This is a genomic window from Ferruginivarius sediminum, assembly GCF_003344765.1.
GTDB classification, from domain to species: Bacteria; Pseudomonadota; Alphaproteobacteria; order Kiloniellales; family Rhodovibrionaceae; genus Ferruginivarius; species Ferruginivarius sediminum.
The window spans coordinates 62,336-77,698 of record NZ_QPMH01000005.1; the positions used below are offsets into that span (position 1 = coordinate 62,336).

Genomic DNA, 15,363 nt, shown 5'->3' on the forward strand with positions numbered 1-15,363 from the left:
CCGCGCCGGTGGCGCGAAGCCCTCTGACGAGGAACGAATGGAACAATCGCAAGGCCATCACGTGCACCTCAAGGTGCCGCAGGCAGCCCTGGAGATTTTCGAGGCGGCGCTGGAAACGCTGGGTGGCGCGATCGTTACCGGCGGACCGGACGAAAACGGCGAGGTGCCGATCGACCTGTACCTGAGCGAGGTGCCGGACGGGGGCGAATTGGCGTCTCTGATTGCCACGGCCGCCGCGGCCGCGCATGTGCCGGAGCCCGCGGTGGATAGCGCGCCGCTGCCGGACGTGGATTGGTTGGCGAAGGCCTACGAGGGGCTTCCGCCTATCGTGACGGGGCGTTTTTTTGTTTACGGCCAGCACAACTTGTCGAAGCCGCGGCCGCCGGGCGCCATCGCCTTCCGGATCGAGGCGAACCAAGCCTTCGGCACCGGCCGGCATGAGACGACGCAAGGCTGCCTGCTGGCGCTGGAAAAGCTGGCAAAGCGCGGCGTGAACGTCGAGCGGGCGCTGGATATGGGCACGGGAAGCGGCATCCTGGCGTTCGCGATCGCGCGGCTGTGGCGGGTGCCGGTCCTAGCCGCCGACAACGATGCGCCGTCGATCACGATCTGCCGGGAGAATGCGCGGGACAATTTCGTCGCCCAGTGGGTGCGCGCGGTGGTGAGCGACGGCTACCGCTCGCGCGAGGTGCGGCACAACGGTCCCTATGACCTGATCTGCGCCAATATCCTGGCCGAGCCGCTGACGGCGATGGCGGCCGATCTGGAAGCAAACCTCGCGCCCGGCGGCTGGGCGGTCCTCTCCGGACTGCTCGACCACCAGGCGCGGAAGGTTCTGTACCGTCATCTGGCCCAGGGGCTGGTGCTTTGGCAGCGCCTTCCGGTCGGTGGCTGGACGACGCTTATCCTGCGCAAGCCGGGCCAGGATGCCGGAACTCAGGCCGGGCGCTTGGTCGCTTCCTGAGTGTGGTCCTGGTTGCGGTTCGCCGCCCGGGCGACCAGCTCGGCGGAAAGGGCATCGGCCTCGGCGTTCCGCTTCGGGCTCTTGGCGGGCTTCGCCATGCCGGCGTGGCGCAGCGAGCTGACCGTGCGGGTGTCGATCTGGCGGATCACGTCGCCGAGGTGGGCCCGGTTCTGGTCGTTCGCCGGGTTCAGCATGGCGTCGACCGCCGCCTCGATCCCATGGGGATTGACGCCGATATCCCAGAGCGTGCGGTTGTCGAGCTTGCTGAGCTGGGCGATCGTCGCACGGCGCCGCGCCCACTTGCGCAGGCGCGCGGCAAGGCCAGTGAACAGCGCCGAAAGGCCGGTGGCACGCACAAGGTAGCGGGCGCCGCGGGCGGTCATGTCGGCGATGGCTTCGCTCTGCAACTGCCGGGACAGCAGGTAGACGTCGGCACGATCCAGCCGGCGCCCCTCGAACCGCTGCCCGGCCCGTGCGGTCATAGAACTGGTCGCGCGGGTCATCGGATATACTCCTGTAGGTTTCGTCGTTGCGGTCTGGTAGCGATATTCGCGGATGGGCTCCAGGCCGACAGCGGGTCCAGAGTCCGGGAAACGGCGAGCGGTGGATGCCGGAAACCGTCCCCAGCCGTCCGCCGATCCGTGTTAGGAGAGATATAGTCCCTATTTCACAGTTCTGAGAGAGGATTTTTTGCGCTGCAGCAATGCAATTGGTGCATAGCTAAATTTGGCGGTTTTCCAAGATTTTGCGGTTCCGCGACGAAGATTCAGCCCAGCGGGACGATGGCGAGGCGGGCTTGCTCTAAACTCTGGAAATCGTTGTAGCGGATCATCTCGCGAATCTCCGCGACGTAATCGGCGCCCCGTTGGGAGTATTTGAGCAGACCGCCCGCGAGACTGACGCCGCTGAGCGGCTTGCCCGCTTTTCGCAGCCGGGCGCGGCGCTCGCGGAAGTCTGCGTATGCAGGATGGGTGTTCAGGTTGTTCATATAGGCGGCCACGGAATGCCCCAGGCTGTCGAACGCGCGCACGGTGTAATCGCCCTTGTCGGCCTGCGGGTCCTTGGGCGCGATGCCGTCCTCGGCGTCCCAGGTCCATTGGCCGAAAAGGGCGTTGCCTTCGCGAGCGAAGCGGGAGGTGCCCCAGGCGGACTCGTTGGCCGCCTGTGCCAGCGCAAGGGAAACCGGCACGATGTCCGCCCGCCGCTTGAGGGTGTCGAGATCGTCGGGCTCTGTGCGGTAGCGTTTCGCCAGGCGTTCGATATCCCCGCGCCGCGCTTCCGGCAATCTGGACAGGTCTCCATCGGCCGCGGCGATGAGGTCGAGCAGCTTTGCCCGCTCGGCCCGGATGCGAGCATTGGCCTTCAAGATCAAGGGCAGCACCGTCTTGACGAAGGCGCGCTTGCGCTTTTTCGCCTTCATCGCGCGCCAGTCGGGCGGCAGGCTTCGAACGAATATCGGCGGAACGTCGCGCCGCCCCTCCGCGACGTCATCGAGATCGTAGTCGTGGCTGTCGAACAGGCTGGTGAGCGAGGCGAGCTGCACGCCGCGTACAGGGATGCCGGCGACCTCTCCGGTTTCCAGTGGGACGCCCTTGCCTGTTCCTGGTGCGACGGCGAGACAGAGGGCGAGCCAGACCGGGATTACGCCGCCCAGCAGCAGGCTCTTGGCCCAGAACAGGCTTTCCCGCCCGCTGGGCCACCGCAGGTGGCGCAGGTGGAGAGGTTGCTTGAGAGACACCTTTCGCCGTCCTTCAGGGTAAAGATACCCCAATAGTTTGCACGAACCCCGAAGCCTTGGCCAGACGCCGCGCTTGCCCGACGCCGATGCCGGGCATAGCCTGCCAGCGGAATCACGGCAGGCAGGCAAAGGGGTGGCTGAATGACGGCGGACGGGAACGGCGGACAGGACCGCGAGATCGACAGTTTGCTGCGGTCCGAAGGCGCCCGGCTGGACGCGGCCGGCGTTCGCGACCTCGTGGCCGGTGTCGTTGCCGCGCCGACGCCGACGGTAAATGGCGATGCCTGGATGCGCCTCGTTGCCGATGCCCCGACCGATACCTTGCGTCAGCGTCTGCGCGCCCTGCGGCAGGAAGCGGAGGCGGGGGCGGACGGCGGGCTTTGCGAGGGCAAGGCGGCAAGCGGGGAGCGGATTGAGCTCTTACGCGCGGAACTTGCGCGGTGCGGGCTGGACGGCTTCGTGGTACCGCGCGCCGACGCGCACCAGGGCGAGTCCGTGCCGCCGCACGCGCAGCGCCTGGCGTGGCTCACAGGCTTCACGGGTTCGGCTGGCCTCGCCGTCGTCATGCGCGATACGGCGGCGGTCTTCGTCGATGGACGCTATACGATACAGGTGCGCGAGGAAGTGGACACCGGGCTGTTCACGCCGCGCCACGTCACCGAAGAGCCGCCGTCCGATTGGATCGCCGAGAACCTGGGGGAGGGCGGCAAACTGGGCTATGATCCCTGGCTGCACACCCCGGAGGGGCTGGCCTCTCTTCGCGCGGCGGCCGAGCGGGCCGGCGGCAGTGCCGTGGCTATCGAGGGCAATCCCATCGACGCCGTCTGGAACAACCGGCCTGCAGAGCCGGTTTCTCCTGCCGTGCCGCATGATCTCGCCTATGCCGGCGAACCCGCGCGCGACAAGCAGGTCGCCGTTGCCGAGGCGGTGCGCCGGCGGGATGCGGATGCGGCGGTGCTGACGCTGCCGGACTCGATCGCCTGGCTGTTGAACGTGCGCGGCGGCGACGTGGCGCATACACCGCTCGTGCTGTCCTTCGCGATTATCGATGCGGATGGGCAGGTGGACTGGTTCGTCGACCCGCGCAAGCTGACAGGCGAGCTTCGCGACACGCTGGGCGAAACCGTTCGCCTGCGCCGGCCGGACGAGTTGGGGCCAGCCTTGGATGCGCTGGCTGCCGCCGGCCAGCGGGTCATGGCCGATCCGGCCAGCGCGCCGTCCTGGGTATTCGACCGCCTGGAGAACGCGGCCGCGGAGCCGGTACGCGGCGAGGACCCGGTGCAGCGGCCCAAGGCTCGCAAGAACACGGCGGAGCTTGAGGGAAGCCGCGCGGCGCACCGCCGCGACGGCGCGGCAATGTCGCGCTTCCTGGCCTGGCTGTCGCGCGAGGCGCCCGCCAGGGCCGAACGCGGCGAGCCGGTGACGGAGATCGAGGCGGCGGAGGCGCTGGCCGCCCTGCGCCGCGGCCTCGACCTGTTCCGCGACCTGTCCTTCGAGACCATCTCCGGCGCGGGGCCACACGGCGCGCTGCCGCACTACCGGGTCAGCGAGGCCAGCAACCGGGCGCTCAACGCGGGGGAACTCTACCTCGTCGATTCCGGGGCGCAGTACCTGGACGGCACCACCGACATCACCCGTACCATCGCCGTGGGGACGCCCACGCCAGAGATGCAGGCGCACTACACCCGCGTGCTCAAGGGGCATATCGCGCTGGCGACCGCACGCTTCCCCAAGGGTACGACAGGCAGCCAGATCGACACCCTCGCCCGTGCGCCGATGTGGCAGGCGGGGCTCGACTATGACCACGGCACCGGCCACGGCGTCGGCAGCTATCTGGGGGTCCACGAGGGGCCGCAGCGGATTTCCAAGGTGCCGAATCGCGTGCCGCTGGAGCCGGGCATGATCTGCTCCAACGAGCCGGGGTACTACCGCGAGGGCGCTTACGGCATTCGCATCGAGAATCTCGTCGCGGTGCGCGAGGACGTCAGGGAGGGAAGCGACGAGCGCGAGATGCTGGCGTTCGAGACACTGACCCTGGCGCCGTTCTGCCGGGCGCTGATCGACACCGCGCTGCTGGACGCGGCCGAACTGGCCTGGATCGACGCTTACCACGCCCGTGTCGCGGAGACGCTGACGCCACTGCTGGATGATCAAACGGCCGTGTGGGTCAGGGCCGAGACTGCGCCCTTGGCCGGTGCTGTCGGAACGCCGGCTTGAGCATACGCCGCGGCCACTGCATCCCGCGATTGGCGCGCCGGGGGCAAGGCATTTAAAGTGAGTTCCATGTCCTCGAACCCGGCGGCACCCGACATCGAAGCGGCGGCGGACTCCGATTCCCTCGGCGAACGCGCCTACAAGGCAATCGAAGAGGCGATTGTCACCTTGGAGTTGGCGCCCGGCACCTCGGTATCCGAAGTCCAGCTAAGCCGGCGCTTCGGGCTGGGCCGCTCGCCCGTTCGCTCGGCGCTGCAGCGTCTGGCGGCGGAGGGCATGGTGCTGATCCTGCCTCGCCGGGGCATCATGGTTTCTCAGATCGACGTGCGTTCCCAGGTCAAGCTGGTTGAGACCCGGCGCGAGGTGGAGCGGTTGGTCGCCTGCTACGCGGCGATCAAGGCGGCTTCGGGTGACCGGCAGCGGTTCCGCGAGATCGGAGAAGAGATGGAGGCCGCCGCTAGTGCGAACGCCGCGCAGGCATTCCTGCGGCTGGATGCGGAATTCTACGACCTCGTTCTCAATGCCGCGCGCAACGAGTGGGCGGCCAAGTGCATCCGCCTGATGCAGCCGATGTCGCGCCGCTTCTGGTGTTACCATTTCCAGCACGCCGACGATCTCGGCACGGCGGCCCACCGGCAGGCCGAACTCGTGCGCGCCATCGCCTCTGGCGACGCGGAGCAAGCGAAGGCGGCGTGCGAGGCACGCTGCGATTATGTCGAGCGGATGACTCGCAACACGCTGCTCGACTGACAGGCACGGCGATTTCCCCTTGATTGAATTGGACTGAATACCGGTGCCCCGCCCATGAGGCGGGTTGGTCGGCGGCGGTGCGCTTCTTGCGCGGTGTGACCGCCGTCACCGTGGTGTCGCTTGACATGTTTCTAACATATCACTGACATTTCAATAGTATGTTGGATGCGGGAAGGGCAGCCGGAATGACATCAGGAGACGCCATCGCCACGGTGGACAACGCACGCAAATGGCGCTCACTGACGGTGATCGCCGCAAGCCAGGTGGCGGCGATGGCGTTGTGGTTCTCGGCCTCCGCCGTGGTTCCGGCGCTGATGCGCGAGTACGATCTCAGCGCGTTCAGCCAGTCGTTGTTCACGAGCAGCGTGCAGATCGGCTTCGTCGCCGGCAGTTTCGCGAGCGCGCTGCTTTCGCTGCCCGACCGCTTCGACCCCCGGCGCATCTTCATGCTGTGCGCGCTATTCGGCAGCATTGTAAACGCGGCGATCCTGCTGGCGGGACCGGCATCGGCGCTGACGCCGGTGCTTCGCTTTCTGACCGGGGCGGCGATGGCAGGTGTTTATCCCGTCGGTATGAAGCTGGCGGGGACCTGGGCGCGGCGTGACATGGGGCTTGTCGTCGGGCTGCTGGTGGGGGCGCTGACCCTGGGCTCGGCCTCACCGCACCTGTTCAATGCGCTTGGCGGCGTGGATTGGCGTTTCACCATCCTGGCGGCTTCGATCTCCGCCGGAGTTGCCGGGGTCGCGATCAATTTCGCCGAGCTTGGGCCGAACCTCGGCCGTGCGGCGAGGCTGCGGCCGGGCGCGGTGCTGGCGGCCTGGCGCAACGTGCCGATGCGCCTTGCCAACCTCGGCTACCTCGGCCACATGTGGGAGCTATACGCCATGTGGGCGTGGGTGGGCGTCTTCATGCAGGCGAGCTTCCTGGCCGCGCAACCGGGAGAGACGTCCATTGTCGCGGCGAAGTACGCCACCTTTGCGACCATCGGTATTGGCGCGCTCGGTTGCGTTGCCGGCGGATTGGTCGCCGACCGGATCGGGCGGACGACGCTGACCATGCTGGCGATGGGGGTGAGCGGTCTTTGCGCCTGTCTGATCGGCTTCCTGTTCGGCGCGCCCCCGACGCTGGTTGTCATCGTCTGCCTGGTCTGGGGCGTGGCGGTGGTCGCGGATTCGGCGCAGTTCTCGGCCTCCATCGCCGAGCTTGCGCCACCGGAGCTTGTCGGCACGATGCTGACCCTGCAGACCAGCCTGGGCTTCATCCTGACGCTGGCGACAATCCATCTGATCCCGTATTCCATCGAGTGGCTGGGCTGGACCTTCGGCTTCGCGCCGCTCGCCATAGGGCCGTTCCTGGGGATCTGGGCGATGGCGGCCCTGCGTGCGCGGCCCGAGGCGGCGCGGCTGGCCGGGGGGAACAGGTAACCAGCCCCTGTTGGCGTGGGCCGGCAGTGACTATATCGGTTCAGTCTTTACCCGTTCACAGGATCGCGTCCTATTCCGACCGCTCCGCTTGCAATGCCCGTCGTTACACGCTTCGCGCCCAGCCCGACCGGCGACCTGCATCTGGGTCACGCCTATTCGGCCTTTGTCGCCTGGAACACGGCGCGGCAGGCCGGCGGACGGTTTCTTGTACGTATGGAGGACATCGACACCAGCCGCTGCCGCGAGGAGTTCGTCGAGCGCAACCTGGACGACCTGCACTGGCTCGGCCTCGACTGGGACGGTCCGGTGGTACGGCAGTCGCAGCGGATGGATCTCTATGCCGACGCCCTGGCGCGGCTGGGGGCGATGGAAACGGTCTATCCCTGTTTTTGTACGCGCAAGGACATCCGCCGGGAGATCGAGGCCGCCGGCCGGGCGCCGCATCTGGTGACGGCGGACGGCTCCGCCCTCTATCCCGGCACTTGCCGGGAGCTGCTGCCGGCACGGCGGGCCGAACGGCTGGAGGCCGGCGAGGCCCATGCCATCCGCCTCGACAGTGCGCGCGCGGCCCGGCTTTCAGGCGATATCGCCTGGACCGACCGCCGCAAGGGACGCCAGCCCGCGGATCCCGGCCGCCTGGGCGACGTCGTGGTGGCCCGCAAGGATATCGCGACCAGCTATCACCTTGCCGTCGTGGTGGATGATGCCGCGCAGGGTATCACCGAGGTGACGCGCGGTGAGGACCTGTTCGAGGTGACCCACCTCCACCGCATGCTCCAGGCCCTCCTCGGCCTTCCAGAGCCCATCTGGCACCACCACCCCCTCTGCCGGGACGAGCAGGGGGAGCGCCTGGCGAAACGCAAGGACGGCACGACGATCCGCAGCCTGCGGGAGCAGGGCTATTCGGCGGTAGAGGTGCTGGCGTTGGCACGGGCATCGGCCGGCAAATAACCTGAGTGAAGCGCTGCCGCTTGCCGCCGGGCCGCGACCCTGCGGTGACGCCGTCGTCAACGATACGACGCTTGACCATCCCTGCTTATATTTATAATAATTCTAAAAACAGCGATAACCTGACATGTCGTCGGGAAACATAGGGAACGTCAAGCGGATTTCGCTCGACTTCCATCTGACGAAGGGGCCTGGAGCATCGGCGACGGCGGTACGGTCACGCGAAGCGCGACATGGGCCGGCGGCCCGGCTTGGTCGCCTTCACGGACCCAAACCGAAGGGAGCGCCTTCATGGGTATCGCGCGAACCGGCTTCACAGACCGCGCACGACAAGCTCCCCGCGATGCGTTTTGACGCGCCGGGAGAGGAACGCCGAATCACTTCCACGCGTTCAATACGAAAGCCTATGCGCCAACAAATTTGAACCCGGCCGCGGGCTCACACGAATCACGAGGAGGCGGTGCCATGAGTGACAAGACGAAGCCGACCACGACCGACGGAGGCGCCCCCGTTTCCAGCGACGAATACTCGCTGACGGTAGGCCCGAACGGGCCGGTGGTCCTGCACGATCATTACCTCATCGAGCAGATGGCCAACTTCAACCGGGAACGCATTCCGGAGCGGCAGCCGCACGCCAAGGGCGGCGGTGCGTTCGGCCACTTCGAGGTCACGCAGGACGTCAGCGCCTATACCAAGGCCGCGTTCCTGCAACCCGGCGCCAAGACCGACGTGCTTCTGCGCTTCTCCACCGTGGCGGGCGAGCGCGGCAGCCCCGATACCTGGCGCGATCCGCGCGGCTTCGCGCTCAAGTTCTACACCAGCGAAGGCAACTTCGACATGGTGGGGAACAACACGCCGGTGTTCTTCATCCGCGACCCGATGAAGTTCCAGCATTTCATCCGCTCGCAGAAGCGCCGCGCGAACAATAATCTGCGCGACCACGACATGCAGTGGGACTTCTGGACGCTGTCGCCGGAGTCCGCGCATCAAGTCACGTGGCTGATGGGCGATCGCGGCATTCCGGCGACTTGGCGCCACATGAACGGCTACTCCAGCCATACCTACATGTGGGTCAACGCCGAGGGTAAGAAGTTCTGGGTGAAGTATCACTTTAAGACCGACCAGGGCATCAAGTGCCTGACGCAGGAGGAGGCGGACCGCCTTGCCGGCACCGACGGCGACTACCACCAGCGCGATCTCTACAGCGCCATCGAGCGCGGCGACTATCCGAGCTGGACGCTCTACATGCAGATCATGCCGTTCGAGGAGGCCGAGACCTACCGGATCAACCCGTTCGACCTGACGAAGGTCTGGCCGCACGCGGACTATCCGCTGATCGAGGTCGGCAAGCTGACGCTCGACCGTAATCCGAGTGACTACCACACGGAGATCGAGCAGGCGGCCTTCGAGCCGAATAACCAGGTGCCCGGCACCGGGTTCAGCCCGGACAAGATGCTGCTTGCCCGTGTCTTCTCCTACGCGGATGCCCACCGGGCCCGGATCGGCGTCAATTACAAGCAGATCCCGGTCAACGCACCGAAGTGTCCTGTCCACAACTACAGCAAGGACGGGGTCATGCGAGTGCAGAACGTCTCCGACCCGGTCTACGCACCCAACTCGAAGGGCGGTCCGAAGGCCGATCCCGAGAGCTATCCGGAGTCCGCGACCTGGAGCGCCAACGGAGACTTCGTGCGCAACGCCTACACGCCGCGCAAGGACGATGACGACTTCAGCCAGGCCGGCGACCTGATCCGCAAGGTGATGGACGAGCCGGCGCGAGAGCGCCTGGTGTCGAACGTCGCCGGCCACCTTTCGGCCGGCGTCTCCGAGCCGGTTCTGGAACGCGCCTTCGAGTACTGGCGCAACATCGACAAGGATATCGGCGAGCGCATCGAACGGGGCGTGCGCGACCGGGCGCGCGCCGCGGCCGAATAGACCGAGCACGCGTCCCCGCCGCAAAACGGGACCGTGCGCCATACCAGCAGCCGCCTTCTCGCGCACCGTAGGGCCGGGAAGGCGGCTGGTTCATTTCCTTGTCGGCTCGTATCGTCTGTCTGGGCTGAGCTGGGTGGTTGCGAGAAAATCGCGATCAGCTACCACTTGGTGATCGTAGCGGACGACGCCGTGCAGGGTGTGAGCGAACTGACGCGTGGCGAAGACCTGTTCGAGATCACCTACCTTCACCGCACCCTCCAGGCTCTTCCTGGCCCCCCAACCAACCTGACATCACCCACCGCCTTCGCCGCGATGAGCGCGGCGAACGGCTGACCTAACCCAAGGACGGCATCACGGTCCGCAGCCCGCGGGAGCAGGGCTATGCAGCGGAAAAGGTGATGGAAATGGCGCGGGTAGCGGCTGGAGAGTGGGTGTCAAAAATCCATGGACGTCCGCCGCCAATGCGAGGCGTGCCAGACAAGGCCGTGTTTCGGGACTTTATCGCTTCATCCCGCCATCCTGGAAAAAATTCGTGGTCCCGGCGGTGTTCAACAATCATATTTGGCGGAAATCCGTAAAATTTAAACTGGGAAAATATTTATTGTAAATTTGTGGTCGCATCACCATTTACGGAAATCTAGCGTTTTTATATTGGCAGGTTTGGCGTCTAGATGACGATTTGGATTACTGAAACCTGGCATTTAGGCAGCAGCCAAGGGATCCGATAATGAACATTTCCGACAGAATCTCGGCCGCGAAACCCTTTGTCATCGGCGGTGTGGTCGGTGCAGTCGCGGCTTTGATAGTGGGCTTCTCCGGCAACATGCTGGTTAGCACCGGCACCATGGAAGAGAAGGTCACGCAGGCGCGAATCGAGGCCTTCAGCCAGATTTGCGACCGAAACGCGCGCGCGCATTGGCAGAGCCAAGGCAAGGAGATTGCTGCGCTCGACGGCTGGCGGAACGACGAGCGTGAGGCGCTCGCCGAGAAATTCGCCAAGGACCTTTCCTCGGACACGTCCCTGAGCCGGGGCATCGTCGATCGCTGCGAAGACCTATTGCGAGCCGCCTAATTAATGGCCCCCGCCGCGCGCTTCTTCGCGTAGCGTTGCGGCGGAAGGGGGCCGTATACTCGCAAAATCGTATCGCAGGGGTCGGCCTTCAGTCTCTTCAGCAGGCCAGTCTCTTGAGCAGGTAAGAATGACAGTAACAACTGCGCAGATTTCTGAGGAACGCACCAAGACCCGCCAGTGTTTGCGTTGTCGGACGCGTTTCGAGAGCACGTGGTCGGGTGAGCGCATCTGCGGATCATGCAAGAATTCGCAGGCCTGGAAGAGCGGCGAGACACTCCGAAGCGTCCCGTCCAAAAGCAGCCACGGCCGAGGGTCCAGTCGTTCCGACTGAGCGCGGTGCCCCTGCCTCGCGCGCAGCTTCGACCATGCCCGCGTTTGAGTGAAGATAGTTCCTCAGATATCAAGACGGTGTTCGAACGCTAATAGACGTGTTCGAGGACAAGATTGGTCGATGTAGAAAAACGCATTCCGACGTCCGTCATTCTCGAGGGGATCGTGCGGGACGCACCACCCGAAGGGGCCACTTTTGCCTGGCTGGTGGGCAGTCTTCAGGAGCGATCGTTCGGCATCGTGGTCCTGATCGTTGCGCTGGTCGGGCTGGTACCGGGGGCCTCGACGTTCGTTGGCCTGCTGCTTGCGGTGCCGGCAATCCAGATGATTTCGGGCCGAATGCAGCCGGTGCTACCAAGGAGGGTGGCGGCTCGCCGGGTCTCGTCCGACAGGCTGGCACGCCTTCTGGGCCGCGTGATCCCGGCGATGAGGCGCATGGAGCGGCTGGTGCGCCCCCGCTGGCCGATACCGTTCGAGACAACCAAGCGGGTCGTCGGCGTTGTGATACTGCTCCTGGGCGGAACCATGCTGGCCCCGATCCCGTTCAGTCACGTCATCCCCATCCTCACGATCATGCTGATTGCTTTCGCATTCCTTGAGGAGGATGGCGCACTGCTGACGATTGCACTCTGCGCTGCCGCGGTTTCGCTCGCCATCACGGCCGCTATCGTATGGGGCGCGGTGGAAGCAGGCCGCTTACTGTGAAGTGGGCAGGTCGCATCGCCGCCGTCGCGGTTTTTGTGCTTTCGTTCGCCGCCTACTTTATCCCCTAACCCCCGAACACCTCCGCGAACGCCTCGCGCATCGCCACGTCCACGTCCTCCATCGTCACCGCCACGCCGAGGTCGTTGAGCGAGGTGACGCCGTGGTCGGCGATGCCGCAGGGGACGATGCCGGAGAAATGGTCGAGGTCGGGGTCGACGTTGAGGGCGACGCCGTGGAAGGTGACCCAGCGGCGCACGCGCACGCCGATGGCGGCGATCTTGTCCTCGCGGTTGCCGCGCTGCACCCAGATGCCCACGCGGCCCTGCCGGCGCTCCCCACGCACGTTGAAGCGCGAGAGGGTGCGGATGAGCCATTCCTCAAGATCCTCGACGAAGCGGCGGACATCGGCGTTGCGCTGCTTCAGGTCCAGCATGACGTAGCCGACGCGCTGGCCGGGACCATGGTATGTGTACTGGCCGCCGCGACCGCTCTTGTAGACAGGGAAGCGCTGGGGGGTCAGGAGGTCGGCTTCGCGCGCGCTTGTGCCGGCCGTGTAAAGCGGCGGGTGCTGCAGCAGCCAGACCATTTCGGCCATCTCGCCGGCGCGAATCGCCGCGACCCGCGACTCCATGTAGGCCAGCGCGTCCGGATAGGCTACCGGCCAATCGCTGACCCACCACTCGACAGGCGCGGTTTGCCGGGGGTTAGCCGGGGCGGCAACTTGCGAATGCATGGTCAATCTGCTATCTCCCACACGGAAGGTATAGGACAATCCCGGGGCATCGCCAACGCCCCGAAACAGTGCCGGGAGGGCAATGGCGATCGCGGGCGCGCACACCTTTCCGCATTACGCCGTGGCAGAGGCCCGTCACGCGCCCCTCCCAAGAGCCCAGGCCCGCCGTTTATGCGCGCGGGCCTTTATCGTGCGCGACCCCGCGGTTTGTCCGCCGCCGTCGTCTTATAACCAGAACACGGAGGGGACGCATGGCCGAGGACCTGCGCGAGGCCGCGCTTGCTTACCACCGTCTGCCGCGGCCGGGCAAAATCGAAGTGGCGCCGATCAAGCCGCTGGGCAATCAGCGCGACCTGGCGCTGGCCTATTCCCCCGGCGTCGCAGCCGCCTGCGAGGCCATCGTCGACGACCCGAAGGAGGCGGCAACGGTCACCGCGCGCGGCAACCTGGTCGCGGTGATCACCAACGGCTCGGCGGTGCTGGGCCTCGGCAACATCGGCCCGCTGGCCGCCAAGCCGGTGATGGAGGGCAAGAGCGTCCTGTTCAAGAAGTTCGCCGGCATCGACGTCTTCGACATCGAGCTGCAGGAAAGCGACCCCGACAAGCTGACCGACATCATTGCTGCGCTTGAGCCGACCTTCGGCGGAATCAACCTGGAAGACATCAAGGCACCGGAATGCTTCGAGGTGGAGGCGGCGCTGCGCGAGCGCATGTCGATCCCGGTGTTCCACGACGACCAGCATGGCACCGCGATCATCGTCTCGGCGGCAATCTTCAACGCGCTGCGCCTGCTGGACAAGAAATTCGCCGAGGTGAAGCTGGTCTGCTCCGGCGCCGGGGCGGCGGCGCTGGCTTGCCTGGACCTGCTGCTGACCTTGGGGCTGAAGCGGGAGAACGTCTGGGTCACCGACATCCACGGCGTGGTCTACAAAGGCCGCGAGGCCGAAATGGACCGCTGGAAGGCGAAGTACGCCCAGAAGACGAACGCACGCACGCTGGGCGACGTGATCGAGGGGGCCGACATCTTTCTCGGCCTTTCCGCACCCGGAGTCCTGAAACCGGAAATGGTGAAGCGCATGGCCGATCCGCCGATCATCCTGGCGCTTGCCAATCCGATTCCCGAGATCATGCCGGAGGAGGCGCGCGAGGTGGCGCCCGGTGCCATCCTGGCGACCGGGCGCTCCGACTATCCCAACCAGGTCAACAACGTCCTGTGTTTCCCCTTCATCTTCCGGGGGGCGCTGGACGTCGGCGCGACGCACATCAACGAGGCGATGAAGACCGCCTGCGTGAAGGCGCTGGCGGACCTCGCGCACGCCGAGACGTCGGAGGTGGTGGCCAAGGCCTATGGCGAATCGCGCGGCTTCGGGCGGGATTATCTGATCCCGCGTCCCTTCGACCCGCGGCTGATGCTGCGCCTCGCGCCGGCGGTGGCCAGGGCGGCGATGGACAGCGGCGTGGCGACGCGGCCGATCGAGGACTTCGACGCCTATCACCAGAAGCTCTCGGAGTTCGTGTTCCGCTCCGGGCTGTTGATGAAGCCGGTGTTCGAGCGGGCGCGCCAGGATCCGAAGCGCGTGATCTATGCCGAAGGCGAGGACGAGCGCATCCTGCGCGCCGCCCAGGTGGTGATCGACGAGGGGCTCGCCCGGCCAATCCTGATCGGCCGCCCGGACGTGGTGGAGAACCGGATCGAGCGGCTGGGCTTGCGCCTGCGGCTCGGCGAGAACGTGGAGATCATCAATCCGCAATCCGACCCGCGCTACGATACCTATTGGCAGACCTATCACAGCCTGATGGAGCGCCAGGGCGTGCAGCCGGACGGCGCGCGCACCGTCGTGCGCACCAACACCACGGCGATCGCGGCGCTGGCGCTCTACCTGGGCGATGCCGACGCCATGCTGTGCGGCGTCGAGGGCACCTACCACTGGCATCTGCGCCACGTTTCCAGCGTGATCGGCAAGGCCGACGGCGTGCGCGACCTCTCGGCGCTGTCGCTGCTGATCACGCCGCAGGGGACGTATTTCCTTACCGACACCTACGTCACCCAGGACCCCTCGGCGGAGGAGATCGTGGAAATGACGCTGCAGGCGGCCGGGGCGGTGCGCGCCTTCGGGATGGAGCCGAAGATCGCGCTGCTGTCGCACGCCAACTTCGGCAACGCCGACTCCCCGTCGGCGAACAGGATGCGCGAGGCCGTGCGCCTGCTGCACCGCGACCATCCGGATCTGGAGGTCGAGGGCGAGATGCACGCGGACGCGGCGCTGTCGGAGGACATCCGCGGCCGCATCTTCCCGAACTCGCGGTTGAAAGGAGCCGCGAACCTGCTGGTGTTGCCCACGCTGGACGCAGCCAATATCTCGATGAACCTTGCCAAGATTCTCGGCGAGGGCTTGCCCGTGGGACCGCTGCTGCTGGGCAGCCGTCAGCCCGCGCACATCCTCACGCCTTCGGTGACGGCGCGCGGCGTGGTGAACATGAGCGCGGTCGCCGTCGTCGATGCGCAGGAGCACGCCGCCGCCAATCACCCGCGTCCCGGAAAGTGAGGCG

Annotated in this window: 13 protein-coding genes; 10 read left to right on the forward strand and 3 right to left on the reverse strand. The window is 66.1% G+C overall.

The genetic code is table 11. From position 1 onward, the window contains the following. Positions 1-37 precede the first annotated feature (37 nt). Positions 38-964 (forward strand): 50S ribosomal protein L11 methyltransferase, encoded by a 927-nt coding sequence (locus tag DRB17_RS07255; RefSeq protein WP_114581537.1) that lies wholly within the window; start codon positions 38-40, stop codon positions 962-964. Here the strand turns inward: DRB17_RS07255 and DRB17_RS07260 are convergent. After that, complete coding sequence (locus DRB17_RS07260) at positions 937-1,467, reverse strand: YjiS-like domain-containing protein (protein WP_114581538.1); 531 nt, start codon at positions 1,465-1,467, stop codon at positions 937-939. The genes DRB17_RS07255 and DRB17_RS07260 overlap by 28 nt on opposite strands. 263 nt (positions 1,468-1,730) lie before the next feature. Then, positions 1,731-2,702, reverse strand: coding sequence for a glucosaminidase domain-containing protein (locus DRB17_RS07265; RefSeq protein WP_147274835.1), 972 nt, complete (start codon positions 2,700-2,702; stop codon positions 1,731-1,733). A 141-nt stretch (positions 2,703-2,843) separates the two neighbouring features. On the opposite strand from DRB17_RS07265, the gene DRB17_RS07275 reads away from it, so the two are divergent. From DRB17_RS07275 to DRB17_RS07305, 8 genes are all read left to right on the forward strand, one after another. Beyond that, positions 2,844-4,919 carry an aminopeptidase P family protein gene (locus tag DRB17_RS07275; protein WP_114581541.1) on the forward strand — a complete coding sequence of 692 codons (2,076 nt, stop codon included), beginning with the start codon at positions 2,844-2,846 and terminating at the stop codon, positions 4,917-4,919. Between the two features lie 66 nt (positions 4,920-4,985). After that, positions 4,986-5,666 (forward strand): GntR family transcriptional regulator, encoded by a 681-nt coding sequence (locus DRB17_RS07280; protein ID WP_114581542.1) that lies wholly within the window; start codon positions 4,986-4,988, stop codon positions 5,664-5,666. Positions 5,667-5,851: 185 nt separating this feature from the next. Next, entirely contained in the window at positions 5,852-7,090 is a 1,239-nt protein-coding gene (locus DRB17_RS07285; RefSeq protein ID WP_114581543.1) for an MFS transporter, read from the forward strand. Positions 7,091-7,183: 93 nt separating this feature from the next. Further along, positions 7,184-8,041 (forward strand): tRNA glutamyl-Q(34) synthetase GluQRS, encoded by an 858-nt coding sequence (gluQRS, locus tag DRB17_RS07290; protein WP_114581544.1) that lies wholly within the window; start codon positions 7,184-7,186, stop codon positions 8,039-8,041. A gap of 462 nt (positions 8,042-8,503) precedes the next feature. Further along, positions 8,504-9,973: a catalase gene (locus DRB17_RS07295; RefSeq protein ID WP_114581545.1), complete on the forward strand. Its 1,470-nt coding sequence runs from the start codon at positions 8,504-8,506 to the stop codon at positions 9,971-9,973. Positions 9,974-10,138: 165 nt separating this feature from the next. Then, positions 10,139-10,306: a hypothetical protein gene (locus tag DRB17_RS20190; RefSeq protein WP_161958735.1), complete on the forward strand. Its 168-nt coding sequence runs from the start codon at positions 10,139-10,141 to the stop codon at positions 10,304-10,306. A gap of 394 nt (positions 10,307-10,700) precedes the next feature. Continuing rightward, positions 10,701-11,045, forward strand: a complete 345-nt coding sequence (locus tag DRB17_RS07300) for a hypothetical protein (RefSeq protein WP_114581546.1) — start codon at positions 10,701-10,703, stop codon at positions 11,043-11,045. Positions 11,046-11,489: 444 nt separating this feature from the next. Beyond that, positions 11,490-12,080 carry an exopolysaccharide biosynthesis protein gene (locus DRB17_RS07305; RefSeq protein ID WP_114581547.1) on the forward strand — a complete coding sequence of 197 codons (591 nt, stop codon included), beginning with the start codon at positions 11,490-11,492 and terminating at the stop codon, positions 12,078-12,080. Between the two features lie 64 nt (positions 12,081-12,144). Here DRB17_RS07305 and lipB read toward each other — a convergent pair whose 3' ends face one another. Further along, complete coding sequence (gene lipB / locus DRB17_RS07310) at positions 12,145-12,813, reverse strand: lipoyl(octanoyl) transferase LipB (protein ID WP_114581548.1); 669 nt, start codon at positions 12,811-12,813, stop codon at positions 12,145-12,147. Positions 12,814-13,064: 251 nt separating this feature from the next. On the opposite strand from lipB, the gene DRB17_RS07315 reads away from it, so the two are divergent. Further along, the gene (locus DRB17_RS07315; protein ID WP_114581549.1) at positions 13,065-15,359 is read left to right on the forward strand and encodes an NADP-dependent malic enzyme; all 2,295 of its coding nucleotides are present in this window, start codon (positions 13,065-13,067) and stop codon (positions 15,357-15,359) included. Positions 15,360-15,363 lie beyond the last annotated feature (4 nt).